Source organism: Sphingobacterium sp. UBA6317, from assembly GCF_002440385.1.
Classification (GTDB): domain Bacteria; phylum Bacteroidota; class Bacteroidia; order Sphingobacteriales; family Sphingobacteriaceae; genus Sphingobacterium; species Sphingobacterium multivorum.
Genome location: NZ_DJTD01000021.1, coordinates 40,549 through 55,399 on the forward strand (window position 1 = coordinate 40,549; position 14,851 = coordinate 55,399).

Consider the following 14,851-nt stretch of genomic DNA (forward strand, 5'->3'; position numbering starts at 1 on the left):
GAGCAATGAACAAGAAAATCAAACCGATGAAAAAAATAGGCTATTTAATAGTACTGACAGGCTTACTTAGCGCTTGCGGTCATACCGAAAAGCCGATTGACCTGACGCCGAAAAATCCGGCTAAAGCCAGTACCTATCAGACAACAGTAATACAGGAGAAAGTCATGTCCAGCAGTGTGCGTTTACCTGGTAAGCTCAAACCTTTTAACGAGGTAAATATCTACGCCAAAATGAACAGCTTTGTCAAGCACATCTATGTGGACAGAGGAGCAATAGTCAAAAAAGGGCAGCTGCTGATGCAGCTGGAGGCACCAGAAATGCTCGCTGCGGTACAGGCTGCGCATTCACGTTTTGTGCAGGCACAGGAGACTGCTTCTGCGAGTAAGGATAAATATAAAAGGCTCAAAAATGCTGCACAGGAGGAAGGGGCGGTATCACCACTTGATCTGGACAATGCGCTATCAAAGATGAAAGCCGACGAAGCGGTAGCCATGTCGGAAAAAGCAAACGTGGAAGAAGTTGAAATGTTGCAGTCTTATCTGAATATCAAAGCGCCTTTCAATGGTGTGATTGTACAACGTAACGTTTCTGAAGGAGCACTGGTCGGACCAGGAAAAGGAAATGATCAACCCCTGTTGATCCTGCAGGATCTCAATAAATTACGGCTGGAAGTGCAGATCCCCGAGACCTATGTCGATAAAGTAGACCTTTCGAAAAAGGTCGCTTATCGGTTTAATAATAAACCGAATAAGGTATTTGAAGGGATGATAGCCCGTTCGGCAAATTCTTTGGGCGCCATGCAGTCCGAAGCGATAGAGGTGGATGTCGCCAACTCGGATAACAAACTCAAGCCTGGTTTATATTGTGAAGTGGATATTCCATTGTCTGCCGGAGCCAATTCTTTATTGGTGCCATCCAATAGTATTGTACGTTCGACGGAAAGACAGTATGTGATTCAACTGATAGAGGGTAAGACACATTTCGTGGATATCAAAGAAGGCGTATCTACGCATGATTCTACCGAGGTTTTTGGTAAGCTAAACAAGAGTGATCAGATCTTGCTGCATGCCAATGACGAAATCAAGGAGGGGGTCAAACTTCCCCTGGAAAAATAGGTTTAATGCTTTTATTTGATAGGTATGAAAGGTTTCTTGGAAACCTTTCATACTTTTTAATTAGTCGGATCAGCGCTTTGAAGCAAAGATCCCTATTGCTTGATCTTGTGCAGGGACACAACCATAAACCGCTAGATAACATAGTGGCGGCGAAGTTGGGGGTGGAGCTTACTGCGCAGGAAGCCGCACCCTAAATGTGGTTCCGCCCGCGGAGTTGCTCTCCACAGCGATATGTCCGTTATGCAGTTCTACAATTTCACGGCAGAGGTAGAGACCTATGCCAAATCCCGAGATTGTTCCGACCCGATCTTTTCCTGCCCTGTAAAATCGCTCGAATATCTGATCGCGGTCTTCCTCGGCAATTCCCATACCCTCGTCACTGACAAAAATTTCGATAACGTTATTTGCCTTGGGCGAATAACCAAATGTAATCTGGGTTCCTATTGGCGAATACTTGGCTGCATTTTCTACCAGATTTTGAACGACCTGCGCAATCTTATTCAGGTCTGCATCGATGGATAGACTTTGCGTCAGGTCAGCGACAATCTGATGAGAATTGATCCTCAATTTAAATTCATCTTCAAGTTCAGTAAATAATTCCTTCAGATCAAACACTTCTCTTTCTATCATCATTCTGCCGGAGTCAAATCGCGAGATATTCAAGAAGCCATTGATTAGGTTCTTCATATTGCGAACCTGTTTAAGAGATTTCAACGTAAGGTCCTGGTAATTCGTATTTGCTGTCAGGAGTGCCTGACGCTGCATCAATTGAAGATAGGCGTTGATAGAGGTCAGCGGTGTCTTCAGTTCATGGCTAGCGATGCTTATAAAGTCATTTTTCCGCTGTTCCTCAGCTTTCTGTTCGGTAATATCCCTTAGTGTACCATTCAGACTTGCGGCTTTCCCCTTGGCATCATAAAACACTTTACCACGTGCCTGCACGAGCCTACCGTTCGGGGACTGTGGATGGACGATACGGTATTCAATAAAGTAATTGCCATCCGACTCTTCGCTCAGTGCATCAGTGATGGCAGCCATGACGCGTTCCTGATCCTCTTTTACAATGGAATTAATAGCGGCAGATAGATCCAATTGATCTTCATCGGCCAAACCGAACCATAACTTTAATAGCGCATTTCCGGAGAAAAGGTTCAGCTCAGGCTCATAATAGAACGTCGCAAGCTCTCCGGCATCAATAGCCATGGATAACATTTGTTGGTCCTTTTCGCTTTTCCGGCGTTCAAGGACTTGGTCCGTAATTTCTTCGAGGATAATCAGAATTCCCGTAACGTCGTTATCAGCTGAAAAAATAGGTTGATAGATCGAATTTACGATAGCCTCCCGCAAACCGTCCTTGTGGCGCAGCATGATGGAAAGTTCATTATTTGTTTTCCGTTCGCCATTTTCAAACGCTTCCCGGAGCCATTTGTTCACGGGCTGGCCTTGCAGCTCGGGCCTTGCAGTTTCGTGGGGCAGACCCTGCACATCCGCTAATTGATGTCCCCAGATTTTTAATATGGTCGGATTGGCTATGTCAATGATTAACTCCGGCCCCTTAAGCATCGCTATGCCGACGGGTGCCTGCTCAATAATTGTCCGCACTTGCTCACGGCTTTCTGCCAGAAGTTGTAAGGAATTGTTGAGTTCATCATTTGTAGCGGTCAATTCTTCTAGCGTTGCCGCCATTTCCTCCATAAGCCCTTGTTCCTTTTTTTCTTTTTCCTGTATTTGTTGCTGATGCTGCCTCCTTAAAGTAACATTGTGGGCCGTGTTCAAAATACACCAGGTTTGATTGTTTTGGTCTAATAGGGCTCTATATTCATAATCGAAATAGTCAGTCACCGGAACACCGTTTTTAATGAGTCTGGCCGGCGCTTCCTTAACGGAATAGGATTTGCCCGTACGCCAAACCTCTTGCAGAATAGATAAGAACGGCTGGTCTTCCAGTTCGGGAATAGCACTGATCAGCGCCTTTCCAATAACGGATGCATCTTTGCCCCATAGGGAAAGCATGCCCGCATTAGCAAACTGGATGGTCATCTCTGTCCCAGTATATATTGACGTCGGCTCGGGAGAACTGCTCAGCGCCTGTAAGATGTGGTCCTCGCCAAAAGTGGCACTGCTAAATTTATTATTGATGTCCATTAGTCCAAAGATAAAGAATACATTTTTATAAATGGACATCTATCTTTTGGCACGATTATTTGTTGATATTCGTTATAAAAAAGTATGAAATAGGAAGCTGATTTGTGTTCGATTCACATACTTTTTAGCATATTCGTATTGGCGTAATTGCTGTATTTTAAAAATTTTAGAGGATCTATATTTATGCAAGGCACAATTGATGGGATAAGCGGGGAACCACATCGTTCACAGGTGTTCCGTTTAACGTATAAAGGACAGGATTATCAGCTGGTGTTGTTGAAAAAGTCTTTATCAAAGCTCGATACGGAATTGCCCATTTTGCTCGATGGAATTGAGCAAAATCTGGTAAAAAGAGGTGACCATTGGTTTTTTGAAAACAGGCATTCAGATCAGCATTTTGCGACTGAGATTTGGCGCAATTTATCCCTTCGATATCGGCTTTAGTACAAATTGTCATCCTTTTAGGGGAGTCCCTGCTTACCTAACTTCGTGTTGTCATCTGCTTCTGATTTGTGTCGCTCAAAATACGGATCACAAAAAATATTTTTTCAATATTTGTACATGGCTTTATTTATAACACTCGATAACGTTTATCAATTATATCCTATTGATCCTTCAAAAAAGACAGACGGTATCGTTGTATTCCATCAACTGGCCGGATCAAGTGCGGGGTATACCGAGCATAGCCGGTTATTTGACGGATTGTTACTTGGTTTCATGATAAAAGGAGCTATGAAAATGCAGATCCATTTCCTGGATTACGAAATAAAGGCCGGTGATATAGCTGTTTTACCACCGCAGTTATTAATGGATACAAAATACCTGAGTGACGACGCAGAGATCGTCACAATTGGGATCTCACTAGATTTTATGTCCGCATTTCCAATGTTGCGTGAATTTGTAATGAATGATCAGCTACGTTGGCAACCTGTAGTTAGGCTTCAAGAGGACGAAAGTAGGCTGCAAAATGAACTGGTATCTTTGATAAAAGGATTTTACAATAAAAAGCCAAGCCCGAATAAAGCCGAAATGCTTAGACATCTGGTCATGGTAATGATCAATATGATCTCCGAATTGTATTCAGAACTGCCCAATTCCAAGAGTTTACCAAAAAGCCGTACACACGAGATTATCGATGATTTCTATCAATTAATTTTAAAACACACCAAGGAACACAGAAACGTTAATTTTTACGCGGAGAAATTGCATTTAACACCACAGTATCTTTCCACTTTCCTGAAGGAAAAAACGGGTAGATCGGTAGCGCAATGGGTTGACCATATATTGATCTTGGAAGCTAAGACACTCCTTAAATCGACCAACCTATCGATCAAGGAAATCAGCAATGCACTAAACTTTGGCGAGACCAGCATCTTCTGTCGGTATTTTAAAAGAATCAGTGGGGTTTCTCCAACATTCTATCGGAATCAAAAGAACATAGCTAAACTTCCATAGGTAATCGACAAATCACCTTAAAAATTGCACGTAAATCCCATTAAGGTGTCAATGCCTACTTTTTTGACGCTGTCTATTTTTATGCCATGAAAAATACAGCAAAAAAAGCAGCCGTTGGTTTTATATTTATCACGTTGCTAATTGATATTACAGGTTGGGGAATTATACTTCCCGTAGTACCTAAACTTGTCGGCGAACTTATCCATGGTGACATCACTGAAGCAGCGACATATGGTGGTTGGTTGGGTTTTGCCTATGCTTTCACCCAGTTCATATGTGCACCGATGGTCGGCAATCTCAGTGACAGATACGGAAGACGTCCGATCCTGTTAATTTCGCTCCTGGGATTTGGATTGGACTACCTCTTACTTGCATTGGCCCCTTCTATTGGTTGGCTATTTGTCGGACGCATCCTAGCGGGCATCACTGGAGCCAGTATATCAACAGCAAGTTCGTATATTGCTGATGTGTCTACGGATGAAACCAGAACGAAGAATTTTGGTTTAATAGGTGCCGCATTTGGTCTGGGATTTATTATAGGGCCGGTACTGGGAGGCTTGCTCGGGCACTATGGTGCGCGAATTCCTTTTTATGTTGCATCGGTTCTCTGTTTATTGAACTTCATCTATGGTTATTTCATTCTTCCTGAAAGTTTGGACGAAACCAAAAGACGACCCTTTGAGTGGCGACGCGCAAATCCGATCGGATCGCTAAAATTGCTGGCAAAATATCCAAAAATTTCAAGTTTAGTAATTGCATTAATTTTGGTCTATATCGGACTCCATGCCGTACAAAGTAACTGGCATTTCTTTACCATGTATAAATTTGATTGGTCGGAAAGAATCGTAGGTATGTCATTAGGTGTACTGGGGCTTTTACTTGGATTAGTCCAGGGTGTTTTGATCAGATGGACCACGCCAAAATTAGGGGAGCAAAAAAGTATCTATTATGGCTTGATTTTTTATGCACTGGGCTTATTCCTGTTTTCTTTTGCAGCGGAAGGTTGGATGATGATGCTTTTTCTTATTCCTTATTCATTGGGTGGTATCTGTGGGCCTTCACTTCAGTCAATGATCAGCAAAAGTATCCCCTCAAATCAACAGGGAGAGCTTCAGGGTGCATTAACAAGTCTGGTAAGTGCAACTTCAGTCGTTGGGCCGCCTATGATGACTAATCTTTTTTACTACTTTACACATGATAAAGCACCGTTTAAGTTTTCAGGCGCTCCGTTCTTGTTGGCCTCTATGTTGATGATGCTAAGTGCTATGATCATCTATTATACGTCAAAAAAAAGCAAACCATCACCTGCGTCATAGCTGAATTTGCATCTACCCTTAATTTGGTTAGAAATTTCCTCAATTCGACTACAATTGACCATCTGTAGATGCTGAACTTTGTCCTATTAAATTTAAAATAATGAGATATGCAGACAAATGAAATAAAAGTAGCCCTTGTTACGGGCGCCAATACAGGTGTTGGTTTTCAGATAGCCAAAGCTCTTGCTGAACATGGATATGATGTGTTTGTTGGATCGCGAAATTTACAAAAAGGGGAAGATGCCGCCAACCGGATAGGATTTAAAACACAGGCTATTCAGCTGGATATTACCGACACCAACTCAGTCAAGAATGCAGTAAGTAAAATAGAAAATGATTTTGGGTATCTTACTTTGCTGGTCAATAATGCGGCGATTTCAAACGCTGGAACTCCCGGTCGCACCATGTGGGAAATTCTTAGTGCCCAGAAAGCAAGCGTTGCATCAATAGATGAAATGCGTCAGGTCTGGGAAACCAATGTCTTTGGCACCCTTGCCATAACACAGGCATTGTTACCCTTACTGCGGAATGCGAAACAATCAAGAATCGTAACGGTTTCAAGTTCCCTAGGTTCACTAACGCTGAATGCCGATCGGGACAATACCTTTCGTAGTGGATTTGATGCGGTATATGGGGCTTCCAAAACAGCGTTGAATGGAGTTTTCCTTTCTCTTGCAAATGAGTTGGAAAATACAAATGTTAAGGTAAATCTGGTAAGTCCGGGCTTTACAGCTACAGCCCTGAATAACTTTGAAGGGACGGATACGGTAGAAGAAGGGGCACTTGAGCCGATACGCGTTGCGCTCGCAGAAGATATTCCTAATGGGAGCTTTACGGGACCGGCTACTTACCGAACAGAACAAGGCGGTCAAGTTCCGTGGTAGAATCACCGATTCAAAGACCTGTAATCATGCGTTACAGGTTTTTTTATAAATTTATACTATGAAAAAGAAAGACGGTAAGTTAAGGCGCTTTATATCCATATCAGAGAGTCATGAAGCTTTTGGCCTGCCAAAACCACAGCATCCCTTGATTAGTCTGGTTCATTTTAATCAGGACAACCCATTCAATACCGATATGGCTCCAATCTATGATGTCCTCAGTTTCTACAAAATAACGTTTATAACAAAAAATAGCGGAAAACTCAAGTACGGTAGGGGGTATTATGATTTTAATGAAGGAAGTATGCTTTTCTTTGCACCCAATCAATTGGTGGGTAGCACAGAATATAATAAGGATACCTATGCCTATCTGCTGCTGATTCATCCTGACTTTTTCCTGGGTTCTCCCTTAGCACATAAAATTAGAAAGTACGGCTATTTTACCTATTCTGTGAATGAAGCGTTACATTTATCTGATCAGGAAAGAGAAACGATGATAGCTATCTTGAACATCATGAAAAATGAACTGGACAATCGGATAGACGAATTTAGCCAAGAAGTCATTATTTCCCAGATTGAGTTAATGCTAAGTTATGTCAACCGATTTTACAAGCGACAGTTCATTACTCGGAAAAATGTAAACAATGATATTTTACAGAAGGCAGAGGCGCTGTTAGATGATTATCTGAACAATGATAATTCGGTTGTTCGAGGTGTTCCAACTGTACATTTTCTTTCGGAACAGTTGAATCTCTCTGCAGGTTATTTAAGCGACATGCTACGTGCGCTCATTGGTCAGAATACCCAGCAGTTTATCCACAATAAACTTATTGAAAAAGCCAAAGAGAAATTATCAACAACACAACTAACGGTAAATGAAATCGCTTATGAACTGGGGTTTGAGCATGCCCAAAGTTTCAGCAAACTTTTCAAGAAGAAAACTGCTCAAACACCACTGGAATTTAGGGGCATGTTTAATTGAATGAATTTGACGGGACATTTGTATGCACATTAATCCACGTTGGATCACATTATCTTCCGTTCGGCGGAGTAAAGTCTTAATAAAATTCGAATAATCTGTTTCGCTCTGATGTAAATTCCAGCCCAAGGTTACCTAAGGCTTTGCATAAGGTAACCGATCTATCCGGCTTGTGGTATGATAACTATCAAGACCGCTGGTGGTAACTGTCCCGGCTTCTTCGATATCAATATAGCCATCCTCTTTTAAACAGTTGTCCGGTACCAAAACTGCCTTGATCTGACCAATGACCATTGTGGTGCCATTCAGCTCAATGGCTGTTTTCTGAACAAAGTTGCAGGCAAATTTTATCTTACTTTCTTGGACAAAAGGCGCCGGAATATTTTCCAGATATTCAGGGGTAAGTCCAACCTGTTCAAATTCGCTAACACCTTTTGGGTATTTGGCACTGCATTGATGCGCCTGATGTACAAATGCGGGGGAAACATGATTAATCGTATACCATTTCTGCGCTAGGATATTTTCCAGTGTGCTACTAAAATCTGTTGCCGGCCGGAGTATGATACCGCAGAGTGCCGGATCTGCGCCTAGGTGGAACAAACTGCTGAAAGTGGCCAGATTTTCACTGCCGTCCCTGTTTTTTGTACCGATCAATACCAGACTTTTAAAGCCGCCCAGCGAGTTGATAAAATTAGCTCTGTATCTTCTTTCAAATGCCACAATGGCCTGTTCATTATAAATCATAGTGTATGAATACTTTTTTATGTGTTAGCGATCCGGTTGATCATACCCTTAAATATGAAGCCGTGAAAAGGCCATACGGCATACCAATAGAGCCTTCCGGCAATACCTAGCGGTCTGAAGGTCGCAGTCTGGACCAGGATATTATCTTCGATTTTAAATTCTAGCCATGCTTCTCCGGGGAGTTTCATTTCCGCATAGAGCAGCAGCCGTTTCGTTTTTCGATCTGCGATCAGCACGCGCCAAAAATCAAGTGCATCGCCGGCTGCAAGGTCACTTTTATTTTTGCGTCCCCGACGCATGCCTACTCCGCCGACCAGTTGATCCATGAAGCCCCGGATTTTCCAGAGCCAGTTGCCATAATACCAGCCCGAATTGCCGCCAATGGACCAGATTTTGGTCAATGACGCTTCACTGTCGGGAAGTGAGGTTGTACGGACATCCTTAAAGCAACCATAGCTGGGCACTTCCAGCAGCCGGGTAAGCCCGCCTGATAAAATTTTACTGGTCTGTGCGTCTTTCCAGCTGGACACCACGTTGTCGCTTTCAATTTTTTGAAAAGCTAAGCGGATGGATGCACGGTAGCTGATCAGCTGGATGCCGAGTTCTTCGGCCAGGTGATTTGGTTGACAGACCACTTCCACTTTCATGCTGTCGACCAGGTTTTTAGCCAGGTTATAGGACGTCGAAGTCACAAAATAGAGCCAGTAGGAGGAGAGCCGCGGCGTCATGAGCGGGATCACAATGATATGCCGGCTGAGTTTCCGCTCCGCAGCATATTGCAGCAGCATTTCTTTATAGCTGAGGATGTCGGGACCGCCGATGTCATAGCTTTTGTTAAAAGTCTGCGGTCTGGCGATGACCCCGATCATAAATTCGATCACATTGCGTATGGCGATGGGCTGACATTTTGTTTTCAGCCATCTGGGGGTAATCATTAGGGGAAGTTTTTCCACAAGGTCGCGGATGATCTCGAAAGATGCGCTCCCCGAGCCAACGATGATACCGGCGCGCAGCGTGGTGATCGGAATGCGCCCGCTTGCCAGGATGTTTTCAACGTTCCTTCTTGAGTCGAGATGCTTCGATAAGTGATCCGAATTAACTATTCCGCTCAAATAAATGATCTGCTGCGCGTTGGTTTTTTCAATAAAGTTCCGGAAGTTGGTCGCACATTGGGCTTCCATCTGCTGGAAATCACCGGATTGCGTAGCCATTGAATGGATCAGGAAATAAGCGATATCAATTTCAGCCGGAATATTTTTCAGGGTCTCCTGATCTAAGAAGTCAACTTCGACAACTTCAACAGCTGCCGGGATGGCCGAGGTGTCAAAACGATTCTTATCTCGTACACAGCAGATCACTTCATGCCCCTGCTCCAGCAGCACTGGCAGAAGACGTTTTCCGATATACCCGGTAACACCGGTCAAGAGAATTTTCATAGCCTGATTTGTTAAGTGCAGCTGTTTATTTTTATTATATACAAATATACCAAAACTGGAGCTAATTTGTTTTTATTTGGTATATAATTATTCTATTACCTTCCTATTGTCTTTTCAATTAACCTGTGCGCGACACTGTGGTTCTTTGACTTGATGTCGCCTTTCTATTAACCTGTGCTCGACGCTGTTGTTCTTTGACTTGATGTCGTCTTTCTATTATCGTGTGAACGCCCCTGTTGCTCTTTGACTTCATCAGAGAGAGCAAATTAATGACCTAAACGGAGGGGCTGAAAGGAAATAAAAAAAGGCGCACGGGAGGGTGCGCCTTACAGTTTATGAATGCAGTTTTGATAAGCTCTTTTGGTGGAAGCCCTTAACTTCTGATTTCCCGCCGCATAAAAATGTAATAAGACCAGGCAAAACAGATCATCATGGCTGCGCTGAGTCCACTGATCTGGGGCCATACCATGAGAAAACTTTCCCGAAAGGAGAGTGGCGAAGGGATGGCACCGACCATCTGTTCCATCGAAATGGGACCCAGGCTGCGTACCGAAGGCATCAATAGGGTGGTGGTTGCATCAGTGTAGAGCTGGCTCGGTGATAAGCGAAGTAAATTTAAAATGAGTTCGTTATAGCCAATATATTCCTGCTCAGAAATATAATTGGGATTGGGCAAAAAGGGACGTATTGCCAGGTTGACCAGGATAGGGAAAAATACCGTAAAAAACAACCAGATGCCGATTGCGGTAAGTGCTGAGGTGGCCGGCTGGCGAAAGCGGATCGACAACAGGATGGAAAGGCTCAGCCAGAAGGCAACATACAGCACACTGATCAGGGTGAAACCCAAAATACGTACCAATTCCTGCGGTTCTATCCGTACACCAGTGCCCAGGAGACCGCCACCGATCATCAGCATAACCAGCGCAACAAATAATGTACCCACCACGGCCAGCGGCGCCAGAAATTTGGCGAACAGGAGATTGTCACGGTAAATTGGCTGCGCCAGCAAACGGGTGAGTGTTCCTTGGTTATATTCCGCATTGACGGCATCGAAACCCAAGGCTATGCCCAACAAGGGTGCTAAAAAGTTTAAAAAAACATGAAACGGCGGAATAGAATTATCCGTTATGGTCAGTAGCTTTAAATATAAAAATGACTGATCGGGATCGCGCATATTGCTGACAGCATCTTTGAGCCCCATGGATGATACGTAGAGGGAGGCGCCGAAGGTCAGCACGATGAGTAGGATCAGTATAATAAAGCGCCAGCTCCGGATATGTGACGCAATTTCTTTGCGGACCAGCACCTGCATCGGTATGGCTGGCCGCTTATTGATATCTTTTGAAGAAACCGTTGGATTTTTCATAGACAGTATCTGTTGTTATGCTATTCTCAAAATAGGTGTTATAAATATCATCGAGCTGATAGTCGTTGCGGTTCACCGATACAATATCGGCGCCATTGTTTACCAGCAGGCGCACGGCCATTGCTGTTGTATCGCTGTCGGTCATTAGCTCGATCGTAGATCCGTTGATCGTAAGATCACGGAGTCCGGGTAGATCCTTTAATACTTCTTCAAAGCGTTTTTGATTGCCCTGGGCATGCTCAAGGGTAATGACTGTGCTGATGCCTTTCTGTTGCTGTAAATTTTGGGATAGGCTTTCGATAGATCCCTCGACCAGCAGCTTTCCGCCAACAAAAATACCCACCCGATCGCATACACGCTGCACCTGGTGGAGGTGATGTGAAGAAAGCAGTACAGTTAGGTTGTGTTCTCTGCTGAGCTGTTTGATGAGTTCGAGGAATTCGTCAACACCTTTGGGATCAATACCCAGCGTTGGCTCATCAAGGATGGCAACCTCGGGAGCCTTGATCAGCACTTCAGCCAAACCTAGCCGTTGCTTCATACCACGGGAAAACGCAGCGGTTTTTTTATGCATTTCCCGTTCGAGTCCAACGACATGTAACATGTCTTTTGCAGCCGCTTGGGCATGGGATTCTGTTAGTCCATTTAACCGGGCAATAAAGCTTAGGTTTTCCAGCGCGGTCATATCCGGGTAGAAGCCCACATTGTCAGGCAGGTAGCCGACTTTGCGTTTCACCGCGATCGGATTGCGCGTGGCATTATGTCCGCAGACATAGGCGGTGCCGGCTGTGGGTTCGGTCAGGCCCAGCATCATGAGAATGCTGGTGGTTTTTCCGGCGCCATTGGGGCCGAGCAGACCAAAGATCTCTCCGGGATAAATGTGCAGGTCCAACTGGTCTACGGCGGTTACTTTGCCATAGCGTTTTGTTAGTCCTGTCAATTGAATGATAGGATCCTTCATCATGATAATCTTTTTGTTGCGCCCTTATCTGCGGCCGTATTTGCGGATGAGAAAATACACCAAACCAATAGCCAAAACGATGACCAGCATACCGATCCAGCCAGAAAGCAAAGAAGTCTTCACAATCATACGGAATGAAATGTCGGCGTTGCTATTGGATGACTTGATCTCAAATTTTGCCGCATAGTCACCGGCGATGGTCTTGTCGGGAACTTTGAGGTTGACTTTGACGTCGATAGATTTACCTGCTTCGAGCTGTTTGATGTTCGAGGGTTCGAAGCTTGCTTCCCATCTGCTGGGTAATTGGGATGTCAGTTCCAAAGCATTGAGTGGCAGGGTGCCCGTGTTTTTGACTTTAAGTAGAATTTCCTTGCTGCCGCCGGATACGACTTCGTCGCTCAGCCGCCCGCTGGGGGTGGCCAACTCGAGGGCATAGGAGCCTTTAACAACTGCTTCGAGATCAAGCTTTAAGGTGTCGGTCGGGGAGATCGCCCGGACCGGAATTTTATATTTATCGGGCTTGGCCGTGATCGGACAGCTGATTTCAATGCTGATTTCCTGGGCTTTATTGGGTTGCATCTGCAGGGAAGTCACCTGCGACCCTTCTACGCGGTAGCTGATCTGCCATCCATCAGGCAGCTGGGCATTCAGGTTGTAATTAACCAATTGGGCGGATCCATTGGTCAGGGTCGTTGTATAACGAAAGGGTTCATTGCTGGGGGCTTCAATATTGATGAGCCTCGCTTCGAAACCGGATTTGAGGGGTTTTGCGGTTTGCCCCGATAGATTGAAACTGTTGGCCAGCACAACAAGTGCGATAAAAAATGGCCTGAAAGAAAAACGTCGGTCTGTGTTTGTAATTAGTAATTCTGTTAACATGATCCAATAACTAAAATTTATATTTAAATAGAATATTAGCTTTTAAAAAATGTTGGTTTGGGCAGCAGGTGCCTTTTTGAAAACCGTGCCCAAATTAAAAATCAATTTGATAAAAATCAAGATTGAAATAAAAAAAATAATGTAAAAAAAATGTGTTTAAACGGTCTAAAAGCTGGTAGTTGACGGTAAATGTCGTTGCAGGCTGACATCAGTCAAAGTTGATTGAGCGGAAGGTCTTCTTGATGATCATCTTGGTATTCTCGGCCAATTCATCCAGTGTACAGTGTATGGACCGCAACTGCGTCTTCGAAATTGCGGTGTCGTTCAGCAGAAGATTGATGCGCAGCCGTCTGCTATCGGAGGCTTCGTGCTCACCGAGCAGTTCATCAAATAGTTCATGAATAATCTTTTCACAGCTGTTTTTGTCAAAACTGGCGATCGTGATGTAACGTCCGTGGCAGTACATCTGTATTTCAATATAGTAATTCGACGTTTTCATAATCCGGGGATTAAAGACTGAAAAATAGGTTAGCCTCCAGGGGAGGCTAACCAAGTTATTGCTGCTAGCTGGATTTTTAGGATATTTCGATCATCCGCGGTTCCTTCTGTTTGGCTTCTTCTTTCTTTGGTATTGTCAATCGGAGCATGCCATTTTCATAGCGTGCCTGGATATTGTCCTGATCGACAACCTCCTTTTGAAGTTCGAAGCTGCGCTGAAAAGATTGGTAGCTAAACTCACGGCGTGTGTAGTTGTCTTTATGTTCCTCGTTTTCTTCCTGCTTAGCCGAAGATATGGTCAGCAGGTTGCCGTCGAGTGTGACCTTGAAATCGTCTTTGGCCATACCGGGTGCAGCGACCTCCACTTCGAAAGTGTCTCCGTTTTCCTTAATGTTGACTGCAGGAACAGTGGTACTTGTTGATGAATAGTTTTTGTTGTCCCAGTTTAAAAGCTCCCGGTTAAAATTATCAAACATGGGCGAAAAAAGTGAAAAATTGTTCCAGTTTCTTTTTGCAAGTTTCATAGTAACCTCCTTTTAATGAAGTATAACAATAATCTATAATTGTCAGCCGGCCGACTGTATTAAAAATTGCACAAAAAAGATACCGAGTTCAAAAAACTGATTTTTTTTCACGAAAACTGTCAGATTTTACATGAAAAATTGACAGCAATAGTAGAATCTTCGACAGCATAGTGCTAACTTTAATTTTTTTCAAATGATATCCAACTCAACCTTGTCTTTCTCAATCTTGCCTTTTAAACTGGATGTGCTGTCGTGTATTTTGCCAGTAAAGGGGCTGATCAATTGGTGTAGCGGCAACAAGCCGAGGTGCCTAGCATTTGATGGAGGCGACATTGACCATTCCTGAACAAGCCAGTCTGGACGCTAAAGCGATTGAAAGACCGACCGGACCAAGTTAATGACCGTGGCCTGGTATGTGAGGGGGTATGGCCGCCGTTAAGACATTTTTAGGCCAATTGCTGTCGGAAATGCTTGAAAATACAACGAATTGTAAATGAATGCTGTCGGATATTAGATGGAAGAATATAGCCGCTATAAAATCAGTAAATTCGA

The 14,851-nt window shown here is 43.9% G+C and carries 14 protein-coding genes; 6 read left to right on the top strand and 8 right to left on the bottom strand.

Annotation, left to right across the window (positions count from 1 at the left end; translation table 11 throughout):
• Positions 1–5: 5 nt before the first annotated feature.
• The gene (locus B3E92_RS05850; protein WP_286895837.1) at positions 6–1,115 is read left to right on the top strand and encodes an efflux RND transporter periplasmic adaptor subunit; all 1,110 of its coding nucleotides are present in this window, start codon (positions 6–8) and stop codon (positions 1,113–1,115) included.
• Between the two features lie 168 nt (positions 1,116–1,283).
• On the opposite strand, the gene B3E92_RS05855 is transcribed toward B3E92_RS05850, so the two are convergent.
• Positions 1,284–3,299 (bottom strand): PAS domain-containing sensor histidine kinase, encoded by a 2,016-nt coding sequence (locus tag B3E92_RS05855; protein ID WP_286895839.1) that lies wholly within the window; start codon positions 3,297–3,299, stop codon positions 1,284–1,286.
• A gap of 144 nt (positions 3,300–3,443) precedes the next feature.
• Here B3E92_RS05855 and B3E92_RS05860 point away from each other — a divergent pair, with 144 nt between their 5' ends.
• The 5 genes from B3E92_RS05860 (at position 3,444) to B3E92_RS05880 (ending at position 7,894) form a co-directional block, all read left to right on the top strand.
• Entirely contained in the window at positions 3,444–3,704 is a 261-nt protein-coding gene (locus B3E92_RS05860) for a hypothetical protein (protein WP_115049072.1), read from the top strand.
• Between the two features lie 117 nt (positions 3,705–3,821).
• Positions 3,822–4,715 (top strand): helix-turn-helix domain-containing protein, encoded by an 894-nt coding sequence (locus tag B3E92_RS05865; RefSeq protein ID WP_286895841.1) that lies wholly within the window; start codon positions 3,822–3,824, stop codon positions 4,713–4,715.
• An 86-nt stretch (positions 4,716–4,801) separates the two neighbouring features.
• Complete coding sequence (locus B3E92_RS05870) at positions 4,802–6,031, top strand: TCR/Tet family MFS transporter (protein ID WP_286895844.1); 1,230 nt, start codon at positions 4,802–4,804, stop codon at positions 6,029–6,031.
• Positions 6,032–6,138: 107 nt separating this feature from the next.
• Complete coding sequence (locus tag B3E92_RS05875) at positions 6,139–6,915, top strand: SDR family NAD(P)-dependent oxidoreductase (RefSeq protein ID WP_286895846.1); 777 nt, start codon at positions 6,139–6,141, stop codon at positions 6,913–6,915.
• A gap of 58 nt (positions 6,916–6,973) precedes the next feature.
• Complete coding sequence (locus tag B3E92_RS05880; RefSeq protein ID WP_070561169.1) at positions 6,974–7,894, top strand: helix-turn-helix domain-containing protein; 921 nt, start codon at positions 6,974–6,976, stop codon at positions 7,892–7,894.
• Positions 7,895–8,026: 132 nt separating this feature from the next.
• On the opposite strand, the gene B3E92_RS05885 is transcribed toward B3E92_RS05880, so the two are convergent.
• The 7 genes from B3E92_RS05885 to B3E92_RS05915 all read right to left on the bottom strand — a co-directional run bounded on the left by B3E92_RS05885 (position 8,027) and on the right by B3E92_RS05915 (position 14,299).
• Entirely contained in the window at positions 8,027–8,635 is a 609-nt protein-coding gene (locus B3E92_RS05885; RefSeq protein WP_286895849.1) for a flavin reductase family protein, read from the bottom strand.
• A 17-nt stretch (positions 8,636–8,652) separates the two neighbouring features.
• On the bottom strand, positions 8,653–10,071 hold the full coding sequence (locus B3E92_RS05890; RefSeq protein ID WP_286895851.1) for an SDR family oxidoreductase: 1,419 nt from the start codon (positions 10,069–10,071) through the stop codon (positions 8,653–8,655).
• A 373-nt stretch (positions 10,072–10,444) separates the two neighbouring features.
• Positions 10,445–11,437: an ABC transporter permease gene (locus B3E92_RS05895; protein WP_286770281.1), complete on the bottom strand. Its 993-nt coding sequence runs from the start codon at positions 11,435–11,437 to the stop codon at positions 10,445–10,447.
• Positions 11,400–12,401: an ABC transporter ATP-binding protein gene (locus B3E92_RS05900; RefSeq protein ID WP_254667634.1), complete on the bottom strand. Its 1,002-nt coding sequence runs from the start codon at positions 12,399–12,401 to the stop codon at positions 11,400–11,402. Before B3E92_RS05900 ends, B3E92_RS05895 begins: the two co-directional genes overlap by 38 nt.
• Positions 12,402–12,422: 21 nt before the next feature.
• A complete protein-coding gene (locus B3E92_RS05905; protein WP_286895854.1) occupies positions 12,423–13,277 on the bottom strand; it encodes an NEW3 domain-containing protein in 855 nt (284 codons plus the stop codon).
• A gap of 208 nt (positions 13,278–13,485) precedes the next feature.
• The gene (locus tag B3E92_RS05910) at positions 13,486–13,776 is read right to left on the bottom strand and encodes a hypothetical protein (protein WP_286779182.1); all 291 of its coding nucleotides are present in this window, start codon (positions 13,774–13,776) and stop codon (positions 13,486–13,488) included.
• A 76-nt stretch (positions 13,777–13,852) separates the two neighbouring features.
• The gene (locus B3E92_RS05915) at positions 13,853–14,299 is read right to left on the bottom strand and encodes an Hsp20/alpha crystallin family protein (protein ID WP_115049056.1); all 447 of its coding nucleotides are present in this window, start codon (positions 14,297–14,299) and stop codon (positions 13,853–13,855) included.
• Positions 14,300–14,851 lie beyond the last annotated feature (552 nt).

Excerpts from the sequence above, each read along its gene's own strand:
- B3E92_RS05910 (WP_286779182.1), bottom strand. The coding sequence starts at position 13,776 with ATGAAAACGTCGAATTACTATATTGAAATACAGATGTACTGCCACGGA.
- B3E92_RS05900 (WP_254667634.1), bottom strand. The coding sequence starts at position 12,401 with ATGATGAAGGATCCTATCATTCAATTGACAGGACTAACAAAACGCTAT.
- B3E92_RS05875 (WP_286895846.1), top strand. The coding sequence starts at position 6,139 with ATGCAGACAAATGAAATAAAAGTAGCCCTTGTTACGGGCGCCAATACA.
- B3E92_RS05865 (WP_286895841.1), top strand. The coding sequence starts at position 3,822 with ATGGCTTTATTTATAACACTCGATAACGTTTATCAATTATATCCTATT.
- B3E92_RS05885 (WP_286895849.1), bottom strand. The coding sequence starts at position 8,635 with ATGATTTATAATGAACAGGCCATTGTGGCATTTGAAAGAAGATACAGA.
- B3E92_RS05860 (WP_115049072.1), top strand. The coding sequence starts at position 3,444 with ATGCAAGGCACAATTGATGGGATAAGCGGGGAACCACATCGTTCACAG.
- B3E92_RS05905 (WP_286895854.1), bottom strand. The coding sequence starts at position 13,277 with ATGTTAACAGAATTACTAATTACAAACACAGACCGACGTTTTTCTTTC.
- B3E92_RS05880 (WP_070561169.1), top strand. The coding sequence starts at position 6,974 with ATGAAAAAGAAAGACGGTAAGTTAAGGCGCTTTATATCCATATCAGAG.
- B3E92_RS05855 (WP_286895839.1), bottom strand. The coding sequence starts at position 3,299 with ATGTCCATTTATAAAAATGTATTCTTTATCTTTGGACTAATGGACATC.
- B3E92_RS05895 (WP_286770281.1), bottom strand. The coding sequence starts at position 11,437 with ATGAAAAATCCAACGGTTTCTTCAAAAGATATCAATAAGCGGCCAGCC.
- B3E92_RS05915 (WP_115049056.1), bottom strand. The coding sequence starts at position 14,299 with ATGAAACTTGCAAAAAGAAACTGGAACAATTTTTCACTTTTTTCGCCC.
- B3E92_RS05850 (WP_286895837.1), top strand. The coding sequence starts at position 6 with ATGAACAAGAAAATCAAACCGATGAAAAAAATAGGCTATTTAATAGTA.
- B3E92_RS05890 (WP_286895851.1), bottom strand. The coding sequence starts at position 10,071 with ATGAAAATTCTCTTGACCGGTGTTACCGGGTATATCGGAAAACGTCTT.
- B3E92_RS05870 (WP_286895844.1), top strand. The coding sequence starts at position 4,802 with ATGAAAAATACAGCAAAAAAAGCAGCCGTTGGTTTTATATTTATCACG.